Origin of the sequence: Variovorax sp. 278MFTsu5.1 (assembly GCF_048305045.1) — a bacterium.
In the GTDB taxonomy this organism is placed as follows: domain Bacteria; phylum Pseudomonadota; class Gammaproteobacteria; order Burkholderiales; family Burkholderiaceae_C; genus Variovorax; species Variovorax guangxiensis.
Window position 1 is genome coordinate 5,976,890 of record NZ_CP157622.1, and the last position, 13,264, is coordinate 5,990,153.

The window sequence follows — 13,264 nt, forward strand, 5'->3', positions numbered from 1 at the left end:
ATGCTAGGCAGCGGCCATGCCGTGCGGCATCGTCGGAAGAGACGATTGAGGCCATCCGAGGGTTGCCCCTAGCATCGACCCCCAAGAGGACTTTGGAATGAACGTTCAGGACGCCATCGCCACCCGCCGCTCGGTGCGCGAGTTTCTCGACACGCCGGTGCCCGGCGAAGTCATCCGCCGCGTGATCGAACAGGCGCTGCGCGCGCCTTCGGGCGGCAACCTGCAGCCCTGGCACCTGCACGTGGTGGGCGGCGAGAAACTCGCAGAGCTCAAGGCCATCATGCGCACGCGCGTGAAGGAAGCGCCCGCCGGCGAAGGCAGCGAGTACGACATCTACCCGCGCGAGCTGGTCGCGCCCTACCGCGACCGCCGCTTCGCAGTGGGCGAGGCGATGTACGCGCGCCTGGGCATTCCGCGCGAGGACAAGGCCGCGCGCCGCGAATGGTTCGCTCGCAACTACCAGTTCTTCGGCGCGCCGCTCGCGCTCTTCTGCACCGTCGACCGCCGCATGGGCCCGCCGCAGTGGTCCGACCTGGGCATGCTGCTGCAGAACGTGATGCTGCTTCTGCGCGCCGAAGGCCTGGACAGCTGCCCGCAGGAATGCTGGGCGATCTACCCGCAGACCATCGGCAGCTTCATCGGCCTGCCGCCCGAGCGCATGCTCTTCACCGGCATGGCCATCGGTTACGCGGACCGCAGCCGGCCGCTCGATGCGCTGGTCACCGAGCGCGCACCGCTGTCGGAGGTGGCGGAGTTCGTCGGCATCTGAACGCGATGCTTGCAGCGGAACGGATCGTGCTAGCCCTCGTGGCACAACGAACAGCACGAGACGCCGCATGCTCATCGCACAGATCTCCGACCCGCACATCCGCCCCGCAGGCCAGCTCTACCAGGGCGTGGCCGACTCGAACCGCATGTTCGGGGAAGCCATCGACCACCTGCACGCGCTGGACCGCCGGCCCGACCTCGTGCTGCTGACGGGCGACCTCGTCGACGAGGGCCGACCCGAGGAATACGCGCAGGCGCGGCGCCTGCTCGCGAAGCTGGAGATCCCGTACCTCGTGATCCCGGGCAACCACGACCGCCGCGAGAACTTCCGCACCGCCTTCGCCGACCACTCCTACCTGCCGGCCGAGGGCGCGCTGCACTACTGCATCGACGAGCACCCCGTGCGCATCGTGGCACTGGACTCGTGCGTTCCCGGCCACCACCACGGCGGCGTCGACGCGCAGGGCCTCGCATGGCTTCAGCGCACGCTGGAGGCCCACCGCGCCAAACCCACGCTGCTGATGCTGCACCACCCGCCCTTCGTCAGCGGCATCCCCTACATGGACACGTACCGCTACATGGACACGCCGCCGCTCGAAGCCATCGTGCGCGGCGCCCCCAACATCGAGCTGGTGCTGTGCGGCCACGTGCATCGCACGATGCTGCGGCGCTGGGCGGGCACCGTCGTGTGCGCCTGCCCGAGCAGCACGACCGAGATCGCGCTGCAACTGGCCGAAGGCGCGGCGCCGGCCTCGTACATGGGACGGCCGGGCTGCATGCTGCACCTGTGGAGCGACAACCACGGCATGGTGAGCCATGTCAGCCACATCGGTGCGATGGAAGGACCATTTCCATTCGCCTGAGCGAGCCGGCGTTCGCGCGCTCAGGATCTCTTCAGGCAAGGCGGACAGAATCCGCCCGGGTTCCGCAAGGAACGACGCAGCCACCCAAACAACGCAGGGGCAGCCCCGATCGACCAGGAGAGATTCGATGCAGAAACAACAACAGCCCTACTGGTTTCCCGCCAAGCGCTACGGCTGGGGCTGGGGGCTTCCCAATCGCTGGCAAGGCTGGGTGGTGGTCGCCGTCTACGCCGCGCTGGTGCTGACGGCCGTGTATTCGCTTCATCCCGAACAGGAGCCGCTGCGCTTCTTCCTCGGCCTCGCGATTCCGACGCTCGCGCTCGTCGCGGTCTGCTGGCTCAAGGGCGAGCCGCCGCGCTGGCGCTGGGGCGACGAAGACAACGGGAAATAAGCCGCCAGTGCCCCTCGGCGCGCAGAATGTTGCCGGGGATCGTGCTGGCGAGCGGGGCGGTGAGGTGGGGAGCGACGCAGGCGGCACGCTCTTCGACATGGCAGCCTCGGGTGACGCGGGCAGAATGCGGCGGATCATCGCGACCGAAACCCGCACGACATTCGTCCCATGCCCCGAACCCTCTACTGCTGGCGCTGCCAGACCGACATGCCGATGCTCACGGAGGAAGAGTGGCAGGTCGCCCATCCGATGGGCTACATCGCGCAGATGACGCAGTACCGTGAAGAAACCGGCTGCAGCCTTGCCGAAGCCCGTGAGCGCGGGCTCGGCTACCTGACGGTGGCGGCTTACGAGCGCATCACCGGCTACAGGGAGACCAACCCGAATGCGATCCTGCATCACCGCCTGAGCCTGTATGGCCCGCCATGCCATGAGTGCGGCAAACCGCTTCGCACACCTGCAGCCCGCTACTGCGCAAGCTGCAATGACCCGCGCGTCGACGCAGCAACGCTCGACGCGAGTACGCCGGAATGAACCGAGAGGGCGCCGGCTGACAAGCTCCCGGCCGTCGTTGCGGATCAGGCCGCTGCGATGACGCGATCCCGCCCCATCGCCTTCGCGCGATACAGCGCCGCATCGGCCAGCGCCAGCACGTCGTCGATGCCGGTGCCGCCGGAACTGCTCTCCCCGGCCGCCACGCCGATGCTCACCGCCATCGCGCCGACGACGGCCATGGACGAATCCGCCGGGAAGGGCTCGCCCACGGCCTGCCTGAGGCGCGCCGCAATTTCCATCGCCTCGGCCTTGCCGGACTCTGGCAGCAGCACGACGAATTCCTCGCCGCCGTAGCGGCCGAGCACGCCCTTGTCGCCGATGGCGCGCTGCATGCGGTGCACCGCCTCGCGCAGCACGGCGTCGCCCATCTGGTGGCCGAAGCGGTCGTTGATGTCCTTGAAGTGGTCCAGGTCCACCATCAGCAGCGCGCCGCGGCGCTCGCCCGAGGTGAAGGCGCCCTTGCAGGCGTCGAGCACCGCGCGGCGGTTGAGCGCGCCGGTCAGCGGGTCGCGCGTGGCCAGGTATTCGAACTCGGTGTGCACGCGGTCGGTGGCCATCAGGATGGCGGCGATTGTCAGCAGCAGCACGGTGAACGAGTACATGCTGATGTAGAGCGACTGGATCCAGGAGCCCTCCATGAGACCGCTGCCCGCCATGCCCGCCACCACCGACACGAAGCGCAGGGCCGCCACCAGCGCCTGCGCCAGCAGCAGCCCCGTCATCAGCCGCTTGCCGAACACGCGGCCGGTGTGCCGCATGTACAGCAGCGCATGCCGGAAGAACAGCGCCGACACCGCCAGGGTGACGAACAGCAGCCGCATCTCGAAGTCGGGCTTCACGATGCCGAACCAGAAAAGCGCCACCGCCAGGACGCAGTTCAGCACCGTCCAGCCCCGGGTGTCGCTGCGGCCGAACAGGAACTTCTGGCTGCCCGCGTAGTACAGGATGCAGGCCTGGTACAGGACGAAGTTGGCGACGACGATGGTGAGGAAGTCGGGGAAGTAGCCGCGCGCCGCGAACAGCATGGTGCTCACGAACGCCACCAGCGGCGCCCGCGCCCATTCGGCCAGCCCCTGGATGCTGCGCGGGTAGCTGCGCTGCATGAAGAAGACCACGAGCGCCATCACGACGCCCATGACGCCGGCCAGCAGGATGACGGAGCGAGGATCGAGGATGGATGGCGATGCGCCCATGGAGCCCGATTATGTTGGCATCGGCCAACCCCTATCCCGCGGCCCGGTTCCGCAGGCCCGGGCGGGGCCGCTGCTCAGGCCTTTCGGAACACCGGCTCGCGCTTCTCCAGGAAGGCTCTCACGCCCTCGGCGAACTCGGGCCGGTCGAGCAGCTCGCGCTGGCGCTGCGCCTCGTGGCGCATTTGCGCCACCAGCGGCTGGCCGGCGGCAGACTCGTACACCGCGCGGATCTCGCGCGCCGCATGCGCGGGCAGCCGCGCGAGCCGCTGCGCCACCGACACGGCCTGCGCGCGCAGTTCGGCATCGTCCACGCAGGCCCACACCAGGCCCCATTGCGCGGCCTGCTCGCCCGAGAGCCGCTCGCCGAGCAGCGACATGCCCACGGCCCGCGCGCGGCCCACCAGCCGTTCGAGGAACCAGGTGGTGCCCAGGTCGGGCACGATGCCCAGTCTCGGCATGAAGGGCAGGTAGAAGTAGGACGAGCGCGCCGCGATCACCACGTCTGCCGCCAGCGCCACGCCCACACCCGCGCCCGCCGCCGGACCGTTGATGGCGCTCACCACCGGAAAGGGCATGCCGCGCAGGTCCTCGATGAGCCGGTTCGACAGCGCCTCCATCGCATCGGCCGTGCGCTGGCCGATGCTGCCGTCCCCGCCGCCGGGGCCCATGCTCGACAGGTCTGCGCCCACGCAGAAGGACTTGCCCGCGCCGGTCAGCACCAGCGCGCGCACCGTGCCCGCCTGGCCTTCCTTGCGCAACTGCGCGAGCCTGCCGCGCAGCGCCTGCTGCAGCCCGGCCGTCAGCGGATTGAGCCGCTTCGGGATGTTGAAGCTGACGATCTCCACATCGCCTTCGCGCTCGCACAGGATGGGGTCTTCATCCACGGGACCCATGCCTTGCTCCAAGGCCGTCACAGCCGCTCGACGATGGTCACGTTGGCCATGCCGCCGCCCTCGCACATGGTCTGCAGGCCGTAGCGCTTGCCACGCTGGCCGAGCGCGTGCACGAGCGTGGTCATGAGCTTGGTGCCCGACGCGCCCAGCGGGTGTCCCAGTGCGATCGCGCCGCCGTTCACGTTCAGCCGCGCGGGGTCGGCATCCAGCGTCTGCAGCCAGGCCAGCGGCACCGGCGCGAAGGCCTCGTTGACTTCGTACAGGTCGATGTCGGAGATCTTCATGCCCGCCTTCTTCAGCGCGCGCTGCGTGGCGGGCAGCGGTGCCTCCAGCATGATCACCGGGTCGTGCCCCATCACGCTCATGTGGTGGATGCGCGCGAGCGGCTCCACGCCCAGCGTCTTCAGGCCGCGCTCGTTGACCACCATCAGGCCGCTGGCGCCGTCGCAGATCTGGCTGGCGGTGGCCGCGGTGCAGCGCCCGCCCTCGGCGATGAGCTTCACGGCGGCGATGCTCTCCAGCGTGGCGTCGAAGCGGATGCCCTCGTCGACGGCGTGCTGCTCGCCGGGCTCGGCGCCGTCGGCCATGCGTACCGCCACGGGCACGATCTCCTGCTCGAAATGGCCGGCCCTGGTGGCGGCGATGGCGCGCCTGTGGCTTTCCAGCGCATAGCGGTCGAGCTCGTCCTTCTCGATGCCGTAGTTCCTCGCGATCATCTCGGCGCCGGTGAACTGGCTGAACTGCACGTCGGGATAGCGCTTTGCCATGAGCGGGCTCACGTAGAAGCCCAGCCCGTTCTTCAGCGGCAGCGTGACGGGCATGCCCATGGGCACGCGCGTCATGCTTTCCACGCCGGCGGCGATCACGATGTCCATGGTGCCCGACATCACGGCCTGCGCCGCGAAGTGCAGCGCCTGCTGCGACGAGCCGCACTGCCGGTCGACCGAGGTGGCCGGCACCGATTCGGGCAGCTTCGAAGCGAGCACCGCGTTGCGCGCGATGTTGGAAGACTGCTCGCCGGCCTGGTCGACGCAGCCCATGATGACGTCCTCGACCAGCGCCGGGTCGGCGCCGGTGCGCTCCACCAGCGCGTTCAGCACCTGCGCTGCGAGGTCAGCCGGGTGCCAGCCGGCGAGGCGGCCGTTGCGGCGGCCGCCGGCGGTGCGCGCGGCGGCGACGATGAAGGCTTCGGGCATGCGAGTTCTCCTGTCTGTATCTGTGTGGATGTAGGGATCGGATCAGCGCGGCGCCATGCGGATGGCCCCGTCGAGCCGCACGCTCTCGCCGTTGAAGTAGCCGTTGGTGATCATCAGCTCCGCCAGCGTCGCGTATTCCGCCGGGTTGCCCAGGCGCTTCGGAAACGGCACCGACGCCGCCAGCGCCGCCTTCACGTTGTCGGGCGCGCCCTGCAGCAGCGGCGTGTCGAAGATGCCCGGCAGGATGGTGTTGACGCGGATGCTCTCGCTCATCAGGTCGCGCGCGATGGGCAGCGTCATGCCGACGATGCCGGCCTTCGATGCGGTGTAGGCCGCCTGCCCCATCTGCCCGTCCTGCGCCGCCACCGAGGCGGTGTTGACGATGGCGCCGCGTTCGCCGTCCTGCAGCATGCCGAGCGTGAGCATGCCGGCGGCCGACTTGGCGATGCAGCGGAAGGTGCCGACCAGGTTGATCTGGATGATGCGGTCGAAATTCGCGAGCGGAAAGTGCTTGATCTCGCCGGTGGCCTTGTCGCGGCTCGCGGTCTTCACCGCGTTGCCGATGCCGGCGCAATTGACCAGCACGCGCTCCTGGCCGTGCGCCGCGCGCGCCCTGGCGAAGGCGGCGTCCACCTGCTCCTCGGAGGTGACGTCGACCTTGCAGAAAATGCCGCCGAGTTCCTTCGCCAGCGCCTCGCCCTGCTCGGCGTTGAGGTCGAAGAGCGCGACTTTCACGCCGTGGCCCGCGAGGCGGCGCGCGGTGGCGGCGCCCAGGCCCGAGGCGCCGCCGGTGACGACGGCCGCAATGCTGGAATCGAGTTGCATCTGCTGGTGTCCTTGAGGTGTCTTGAATGGTTTGTCCACATCCAGTTTAGGAAGCAGAATCGGCCGCACACATCGTCGGAAACGACGGGATTTCAGCGCCGCATGCAGCCGCCCACACCCCGCATCCTCGAAACCAAGCTCAATCCCCCGGCCTTCGTCGCCACGCAGGTGCCGCGCACCGCGATCGGGGAAGAGGTCGCCTCGGCGGCCGTGAAGCTGGTGCTCGTGCGCGCGCCGGCCGGCTTCGGCAAGACCACCGCCATGGCGCAGATCCGCGAGCGCATGGAGGCGCGGAGCATCGCCACCGCGTGGCTCACGCTGGACCGGGCCGACAACGACGTCTCGCGCTTTCTCGACTGCCTGGCCGAGGCCGTGCAGCGCCTGGGCGTGGAGGAGGCGCGCGGCAACAACAGCAACCCCTTCGACGCGGTGGCCGCGCTGGCGGCGCACGAGTCGCCCTTCACGCTCTTTTTCGACGACTTCGAGCGGGTGCAGGAGCCGGCCGTGCTGGGGCTGGTGCGCGAGATCGTCGAGCACCTGCCGCGCAGGGGGCAGATCGTGATCGGCTCGCGCAGCCTGCCCGACCTGGGCCTGGGCCGGCTGCGCGCACGCGGGCAGCTCACCGAGATCGACACCGACCGGCTGCGCTTCAGCCTGGAGGAGACCGGCGCCTTCTTCGGCCCGCGCCAGGCGCTGCCGCCCGAAATGCTTTCGCTGCTGCACCGCAAGACCGAGGGCTGGGTGGCGGCGATCTGGCTCGCTTCGATGGCGCTGGAGCGCCACGGCACCGGCACCGAGACCGCCACCGCCACTGCTTTTGTCGAGCGCTTCTCGGGCTCCGACCGCGCGGTGGCCGAGTACCTGGCCGAGGACGTGCTCGCGCACCAGCCGAAGGAGATCCGCGACTTCCTGCTGCGCACCAGCATCCTGCGGCAGCTCGACGCATCGGTGTGCCAGGCGCTGTGCCCGCGCGTGGACTGCGCGGCCATCCTCGAGCGGCTGGCCGCGTCGAACCTTTTCCTCACGCCGGTGATGAGCGGCGACGGCGACGCGTGGCGCTATCACAGCCTCTTCGCCGACTTCCTTCGCGCGCAGCTCGCGCGCGAGATGCCCGGCGAGCCGGCGCGCCTGCATCTCGCGGCCTCTGGCTGGTACGAGTCGCACGGCCGCCCGGTGCCCGCCATCGACCACGCCATCGAGGGCGGCGACCATCCGCATGCGCTGAATCTGCTCGACCACCATGCCGCGCAGTTCCTCGAAGAGGGCCGCATGCGCATGCTGGCGCGCTGGTTCTCGGCCATTCCCGAGCACCAGCTGCGCGAGCACCCCTTCCTGCAGCCGATCTCGCTGTGGGCCACCTGCTTCACCCACGGCCCATGGGACGCGATGCGGCAGCTCGACGCATCGGGCTGCCTCGACAGCCCCATCGCCGAGGTGCGCGCGAGCGCCCACACGCTGGTGCCGCTGCTGCTGGCCATGCAGGACCGCCACGACGAGGCCTACGAGGCCGGCCGCCTGAGCCTGGCGCGCCTGCCCACCGGCCTGGCCTTCGCCGACAGCGTGCTGCTCAACGCCATGGCCCACATCCTCGCGGTACGCGGCGACCAGCACGAGGCGCGGCGGCTGCTCGACGCCGCGCGGCGCGAGCAGGGCAACAGCGCCTTCAACCGCATGTACACCGAGTCGCTTGCGGGCCTGTTCGACCTGCACGAAGGCCGGCTGCGGCAGGCCACCGCGCGGCTGCGCATGGCGGTCGATTCGACGCATGCCGTGTCGTACAACCACAGCCACGGCAACGCGTGGGCCGGCGTGCTGTATGCGGGCGCCGTCTACGAGACCAACCAGCTCGTGCAGGCCGAGCGGCTGCTCAACGTCTACCTGCCGCTGGCACGCGACGTGGGCCTGCCCGACCACATGATCCTGAGCCACGCGATGCGCTCGCGGCTGGCCTTCCACGCGGGCGACATCGACGCGGCCTTCCAGGCGCTCACCGAGCTCGAGTACCTGGGCCACGCGCGCCAGCTGCCGCGCGTGGTGGCTGGCGCCAAGCTGGAGCGCTCGCGCATGCTGCTGCTGCAGGGCAACGGCCCGGCCTCGCACGACGAGCTGCTGCGCGCCGACGACCCCACCCTGTGGGAACGCGAGCGCCGCCAGCGCCTGCCCGCGCACGACCTCGACTATCTGGCGCTCGCCAAGGCGCGCTGGGAGATCGCCTTCGGCGACGCGCGCATGGCGCTCTCGGTGCTCGACGCCGAACTGCACGCCGCGCTCGCCGTGGCCCGCAACCGCCGCGCGCTCAAGCTCAGGGTGCTGCGCGCCCTCGCCCTGCAACGCGCCGGCGACCCGGCCGCCGCCACCGAGGAGTTCGCAGAGGTGCTGCAGGCCGCGAGCCAGGAAGGCTTCATGCGGCTGATCCTCGACGAGGGCCCGGCCGTCGGCACGCTGGTGCACCGCTGCGCCGCCGCGATGCAGGAAGGCGGCGGCGACCCGATCCTCGCCGACCACCTGCAGCGCCTGCTGCAGGCCGTGGGGCCGATGGCGGCACCGGCCGAGTCGGAAGCGGCGGCCGGCGACGCCATCGAGGAGCCGCTCACGCGCAAGGAAATCCGCGTGCTGCAGCTGCTGGCCGAGGGCTACTCGAACAGCGCAATGGCCGAGAAGCTCTTCGTGTCCGACAGCACCGTGCGCACGCACCTGCGCAACATCAACATGAAGCTGGACGCGAAGAGCCGGACGCAGGCGGTGGCGATCGCGCGCAGGCTCGGTGTCATCCGATAGCCTTACATCCGGCCTTTTTCGGGCACCGCGCCCCCCCTGAACTACGGATTCCGGTGATACCCCGCCGGTGCCTGCGTCCCTAGCATTTCCCTCTGTGTTCCAACTGCCGCGATAGCGCAAGGCGCATCGCGGCGCATGGGAATACCGGCCCGGCGCCGCACCCCGAGGCGCCCGGCAGGAAGCCATGCAAGAACCAGAGAGCGGACTCAAGCCGAAGCACCATGCCCAAAGGAATCCCCAACCCCGCAGCCATGTACGGCATCTACCCTCGCAGCTGGGGCTACGAGGTGTCGATCGTGCGAAACGGAAAGCGCTACTTCCAGCAGTTCGGCCGCGCCAGCTACGGCGGCGACGCGCAGGCGCTGCGCCAGGCGCAGGAATGGCGCGACGGCGTGGTACGCAGCGTGCCGCCGGTGCCGCGGCGCACGCGGGCCGAGAAGCTGCGCATCAACAACACCACGGGCGTGTCGGGCGTGTTCTGCCAGGTCGCGCCCGGCGGCAGGGTGCGGGCCTGGGTCGCCAAGACCTACATCGGGCAGGACGAGATCCTGCGCACCGACTTCCCCGTGAACACGGTGGGCGAGGCGGCGCAGGCGCTGGCCATCGAGGAGCGCGCGCGCCAGCTCGAGCGCATGGACGGGCTCGCCAAGCTGCATCCGGCCGAGGAGAGCATCCGCACGAGCCCGCCGTCCGCTCCCGCCGGGCTGCTGGCCCCCAAGCGCTCGAAGTCGGAGATCAGGCGCAGCACCAATTCGAGCGGTGTGAGCGGCGTGCACTTCAAGGCGCCGAACCCGGGCCATCCGGGCTACTGGCTCGCCATCACGTACACGGCCGGCCGCGGCAGCGTGAGCAAGGCCTTCTCCATCAAGGAGCACGGGCCCGAGAAGGCGAAGCAGCTGGCCATCGAGGAGCGCCAGCGCCAGCTCGAGGAGAAGCTCGCGTTCCTGCAGCAGGACAGCAGCGTCGCCGCCAGGAGGCCGCCGCTTTCCATTCCCTTCCTGCTCGACCAGCCTTCGCAGGCATCCTCGCTGCAGCACGGCATGGCTGCCGGCGGGACAAGGCCGCCGCAGTGAACCCGCCCGCTTCCGGGACCGGCTCCGTTGGCGCGGCTGCCGGCGGATATGCGCGCCCGGCGCGCTCCCGCGAAGATATTTTTCCGATCTGTTGCGCGCGAGCGAATTCGTGGCGGCGCTTCGGCCAGAATAGCTGCGAAAAATGCGCGCCGAAGCGAGACGCGCAAGCCGGGGAGCCCATCGGAATCAGCATCGGCGATGCTGAGTACGGAAGTAGCAGCATCACGTCGAGAATGCCCAAAGGTGTCCCGAACCCGGCAGCCATGTATGGCATCTACTCCAGGTCCTGGGGTTTCGAAGTTTCCATCGTCCGCAACGGCGTGCGCCATCACAGGCTGTTCGGCAAGGCCAGCTATGGCGGCGCGGAACAGGCGCTGCTCCATGCGCAGGACTGGCGCGACCACATCGTGCGCAGCGTGCCGCCACAGCCGCGCAGCGCGCGCGCCGAGAAGCCCCGCGCCAACAACAGCACCGGCGTGACCGGCGTGTTCCACCATCTCGCGCCGGGCGGCCGCGTGCGGGCCTGGATGGCCAAGACCTACATCGCGCCCGACGAGATCCTGCGCACCGATTTCTCCGTCGCCGAGCTCGGCGACGCCGCGCAGGCGCTGGCGATCCAGGAACGCGCGCTGCAGCTCAAGCGCATGACGGGACTGGCGCACATCCACCCGGCGGAGGAAGCGATCCGCATGGGCCTGTCGGCCCACCCCGCCGGGCCGCGCGAACCCAAGCGCTCCAAATCCGAGATCACCCGGCGCAACAACACCAGCGGCGTGAGCGGCGTGCATTTCAAGACGCCGAACCCCAGCCACCCCGGCTACTGGCTGGCCATCACCTACACGGCGGGCAAGGGCAGCGTGAGCAAGGCCTTCTCGGTGAAGACATACGGCGCGGAGGTGGCGAAGAACATGGCCATCGCCGAACGTGCGAACCAGCTCGCCGACAAGCGGCGGGCGACCGGCAACCAAGAAGAACGGCAGAGAGGAAAAGCCGAGCAGGGAGCCCGAGCGGCATCCGGCGCGCGGCGGAACAACTGATGAGGTCATTGCAAGAAAAAGGCTTCGCGAAGACTGCGAAGCCGGGGAGCGGCTCGCCGATGAGGCACAAGCAACTGCACCAGCTGCTGCGCGTGGCGTCGCACCTGATGGACCAGGCCGCGGCCGAAGTACACGCCACCGACCTCGGCCCGGTGGACGAGAACATCCAGCGCATCGGCCGCGCCCTGATCGAGGTGATCGAGGTGCAGCGCCAGATCTACGCCGCGCAGCCGGAACTGCAGCCCAAGACGCTGGCCGCCACATCGCGCGAAAGCGACGCCAACCGGCTCTTCACCCAGTTCACGATGGAGGCGCTGGAACTGGAGGACGCGGGCAACCCCGAGGCGGCGCGCGAGAAGTACACGCAGTTCATCGGCCTGTCGCCCTCGTATCCCCACCGCGAGATCGCGCGGGCGGAAATCAGGCGGCTGTCGTGACCCGGCCGGGCTCAGAGCGCCCCGCCTTGGAAAGCCAGGGACTCAGAGCGCCCCAACTTGGAAAGCCAGGGCTCAGAGCGCCCTGGCGATCACCTCCTTCATGATCTCGTTGGTGCCGCCGTAGATGCGCTGCACCCGCGCGTCGGCGTACATGCGCGCCACCATGTATTCGTTCATGAAGCCGTAGCCGCCGAAGAGCTGCAGGCATTCGTCGACCACGCGGCCCTGTGCTTCCGAGCCCCAGAGCTTGGCCATGGAGGCGGTGGCGGTGTCGAGCCTGCCGGCCACGAGGTCCTCGATGCAGCGGTCGATGAAGGCGCGGCCTACCTTGATCTGCGTGGCGATCTCGGCGAGCTTGAACTTCGTGTTCTGGAACTCGGCCACCGGCTTGCCGAAGGCCTTGCGGTCGCGCACGTAGTCGAGCGTGGCCTGGTAGGCGCCTTCCATGGTGGCCAGCGCGCTCAGGCCGATGATGGTGCGCTCGTAAGGCAGGTCGCTCATGAGCTGGAAGAAGCCCTGGCCCTCCACGCCGCCGAGCAGCGCGTCGGCGCCAACGCGCACGTCGTCGAAGAAGAGCTCGGAGGTGTCCTGCGCCTTCATGCCGATCTTGTCGAGCACGCGGCCCACGCGGAAGCCCTCGCAGCCTTCGGTCTCCACGATGAGGATCGAGGTGCCCTTCGCACCCTGCGTCGGGTCGGTCTTGCACACCACCAGCACCACGCCGGCCAGGAAGCCGTTGGTGATGAAGGTCTTGGAGCCGTTGACGACATAGCCGCCGTCCTTCTTCTCGGCGCGGGTGCGCACGCCCTGCAGGTCGGAGCCCGCGCCGGGCTCGGTCATGGCGATGGCGCCCACCATCTCGCCGCGCGCCATGCGCGGCAGGTAGTGGCGCTTCTGCTCCTCGGTGCCGTGGTTGAGGAAGTAGTGCGCCACGATGCTGTGCACCGAGGTCGCCATGCCGGTGAGCGCGCGGCGCGACATCTCCTCGTAGAACACGGCCTCGTGGCGGAAGTCGCCGCCGGCGCCGCCGTATTCCTCCGGAATGTCGGCGCACAGCAGGCCGAGCGCGCCGGCCTTGCGCCACACCTCGTGGCCCACATGGCCGCGCTTGCGGGCTTCCTCGTCGTGCGGGAGCACTTCGGTCTCGATGAAGCGCACCACGTTGTCACGGTACAGCTCCAGGTCTTCGTCGCTCCAGGAGCGGCGGAAATCGATGGCCATCTTGTCTTCCTTTGCTTTTCCTTGTTTCTGTCGT

At 69.4% G+C, this 13,264-nt stretch carries 13 protein-coding genes; 8 read left to right on the forward strand and 5 right to left on the reverse strand.

Translation table 11 applies throughout. The features are described 5' to 3' along the window. Positions 1 to 97 precede the first annotated feature (97 nt). From ABL844_RS27805 to ABL844_RS27820, 4 genes are all read left to right on the forward strand, one after another. Entirely contained in the window at positions 98 to 769 is a 672-nt protein-coding gene (locus ABL844_RS27805) for a nitroreductase (protein ID WP_418117972.1), read from the forward strand. A 67-nt stretch (positions 770 to 836) separates the two neighbouring features. Further along, a complete protein-coding gene (locus tag ABL844_RS27810) occupies positions 837 to 1,631 on the forward strand; it encodes a phosphodiesterase (protein WP_418122776.1) in 795 nt (264 codons plus the stop codon). A 127-nt stretch (positions 1,632 to 1,758) separates the two neighbouring features. Continuing rightward, positions 1,759 to 2,022, forward strand: coding sequence for a hypothetical protein (locus ABL844_RS27815; RefSeq protein ID WP_184640841.1), 264 nt, complete (start codon positions 1,759 to 1,761; stop codon positions 2,020 to 2,022). A 168-nt stretch (positions 2,023 to 2,190) separates the two neighbouring features. After that, entirely contained in the window at positions 2,191 to 2,556 is a 366-nt protein-coding gene (locus tag ABL844_RS27820) for a hypothetical protein (protein ID WP_418129679.1), read from the forward strand. Between the two features lie 44 nt (positions 2,557 to 2,600). Here the strand turns inward: ABL844_RS27820 and ABL844_RS27825 are convergent, their stop codons facing one another. The 4 genes from ABL844_RS27825 to ABL844_RS27840 all read right to left on the reverse strand — a co-directional run bounded on the left by ABL844_RS27825 (position 2,601) and on the right by ABL844_RS27840 (position 6,684). Continuing rightward, on the reverse strand, positions 2,601 to 3,770 hold the full coding sequence (locus ABL844_RS27825) for a GGDEF domain-containing protein (RefSeq protein ID WP_418129680.1): 1,170 nt from the start codon (positions 3,768 to 3,770) through the stop codon (positions 2,601 to 2,603). A 74-nt stretch (positions 3,771 to 3,844) separates the two neighbouring features. After that, the gene (locus tag ABL844_RS27830; RefSeq protein WP_418129681.1) at positions 3,845 to 4,663 is read right to left on the reverse strand and encodes an enoyl-CoA hydratase-related protein; all 819 of its coding nucleotides are present in this window, start codon (positions 4,661 to 4,663) and stop codon (positions 3,845 to 3,847) included. A gap of 17 nt (positions 4,664 to 4,680) precedes the next feature. Next, on the reverse strand, positions 4,681 to 5,859 hold the full coding sequence (locus ABL844_RS27835; RefSeq protein ID WP_418129682.1) for an acetyl-CoA C-acetyltransferase: 1,179 nt from the start codon (positions 5,857 to 5,859) through the stop codon (positions 4,681 to 4,683). A 42-nt stretch (positions 5,860 to 5,901) separates the two neighbouring features. Then, the gene (locus tag ABL844_RS27840; protein ID WP_418129683.1) at positions 5,902 to 6,684 is read right to left on the reverse strand and encodes an SDR family NAD(P)-dependent oxidoreductase; all 783 of its coding nucleotides are present in this window, start codon (positions 6,682 to 6,684) and stop codon (positions 5,902 to 5,904) included. A 102-nt stretch (positions 6,685 to 6,786) separates the two neighbouring features. On the opposite strand from ABL844_RS27840, the gene ABL844_RS27845 reads away from it, so the two are divergent. The 4 genes from ABL844_RS27845 to ABL844_RS27860 all read left to right on the forward strand — a co-directional run bounded on the left by ABL844_RS27845 (position 6,787) and on the right by ABL844_RS27860 (position 12,009). Beyond that, positions 6,787 to 9,462: a LuxR C-terminal-related transcriptional regulator gene (locus ABL844_RS27845; protein WP_418129684.1), complete on the forward strand. Its 2,676-nt coding sequence runs from the start codon at positions 6,787 to 6,789 to the stop codon at positions 9,460 to 9,462. Between the two features lie 221 nt (positions 9,463 to 9,683). Then, positions 9,684 to 10,535 carry an AP2 domain-containing protein gene (locus ABL844_RS27850; protein ID WP_418129685.1) on the forward strand — a complete coding sequence of 284 codons (852 nt, stop codon included), beginning with the start codon at positions 9,684 to 9,686 and terminating at the stop codon, positions 10,533 to 10,535. A gap of 233 nt (positions 10,536 to 10,768) precedes the next feature. Beyond that, entirely contained in the window at positions 10,769 to 11,572 is an 804-nt protein-coding gene (locus tag ABL844_RS27855) for an AP2 domain-containing protein (RefSeq protein WP_311737042.1), read from the forward strand. Between the two features lie 59 nt (positions 11,573 to 11,631). Continuing rightward, positions 11,632 to 12,009 carry a hypothetical protein gene (locus ABL844_RS27860; protein WP_126023662.1) on the forward strand — a complete coding sequence of 126 codons (378 nt, stop codon included), beginning with the start codon at positions 11,632 to 11,634 and terminating at the stop codon, positions 12,007 to 12,009. A 72-nt stretch (positions 12,010 to 12,081) separates the two neighbouring features. On the opposite strand, the gene ABL844_RS27865 is transcribed toward ABL844_RS27860, so the two are convergent. After that, positions 12,082 to 13,230, reverse strand: a complete 1,149-nt coding sequence (locus tag ABL844_RS27865; protein ID WP_418129686.1) for an acyl-CoA dehydrogenase family protein — start codon at positions 13,228 to 13,230, stop codon at positions 12,082 to 12,084. Between the last annotated feature and the right edge of the window lie 34 nt (positions 13,231 to 13,264).

What these genes read in the sequence shown, in the direction of transcription:
- ABL844_RS27835 (WP_418129682.1), bottom strand. Translation starts at nt 5,859, where the DNA reads ATGCCCGAAGCCTTCATCGTCGCCGCCGCGCGCACCGCCGGCGGCCGC.
- ABL844_RS27850 (WP_418129685.1), top strand. Translation starts at nt 9,684, where the DNA reads ATGCCCAAAGGAATCCCCAACCCCGCAGCCATGTACGGCATCTACCCT.
- ABL844_RS27810 (WP_418122776.1), top strand. Translation starts at nt 837, where the DNA reads ATGCTCATCGCACAGATCTCCGACCCGCACATCCGCCCCGCAGGCCAG.
- ABL844_RS27830 (WP_418129681.1), bottom strand. Translation starts at nt 4,663, where the DNA reads ATGGGTCCCGTGGATGAAGACCCCATCCTGTGCGAGCGCGAAGGCGAT.
- ABL844_RS27815 (WP_184640841.1), top strand. Translation starts at nt 1,759, where the DNA reads ATGCAGAAACAACAACAGCCCTACTGGTTTCCCGCCAAGCGCTACGGC.
- ABL844_RS27845 (WP_418129684.1), top strand. Translation starts at nt 6,787, where the DNA reads ATGCAGCCGCCCACACCCCGCATCCTCGAAACCAAGCTCAATCCCCCG.
- ABL844_RS27860 (WP_126023662.1), top strand. Translation starts at nt 11,632, where the DNA reads ATGAGGCACAAGCAACTGCACCAGCTGCTGCGCGTGGCGTCGCACCTG.
- ABL844_RS27820 (WP_418129679.1), top strand. Translation starts at nt 2,191, where the DNA reads ATGCCCCGAACCCTCTACTGCTGGCGCTGCCAGACCGACATGCCGATG.
- ABL844_RS27805 (WP_418117972.1), top strand. Translation starts at nt 98, where the DNA reads ATGAACGTTCAGGACGCCATCGCCACCCGCCGCTCGGTGCGCGAGTTT.
- ABL844_RS27855 (WP_311737042.1), top strand. Translation starts at nt 10,769, where the DNA reads ATGCCCAAAGGTGTCCCGAACCCGGCAGCCATGTATGGCATCTACTCC.
- ABL844_RS27840 (WP_418129683.1), bottom strand. Translation starts at nt 6,684, where the DNA reads ATGCAACTCGATTCCAGCATTGCGGCCGTCGTCACCGGCGGCGCCTCG.
- ABL844_RS27825 (WP_418129680.1), bottom strand. Translation starts at nt 3,770, where the DNA reads ATGGGCGCATCGCCATCCATCCTCGATCCTCGCTCCGTCATCCTGCTG.
- ABL844_RS27865 (WP_418129686.1), bottom strand. Translation starts at nt 13,230, where the DNA reads ATGGCCATCGATTTCCGCCGCTCCTGGAGCGACGAAGACCTGGAGCTG.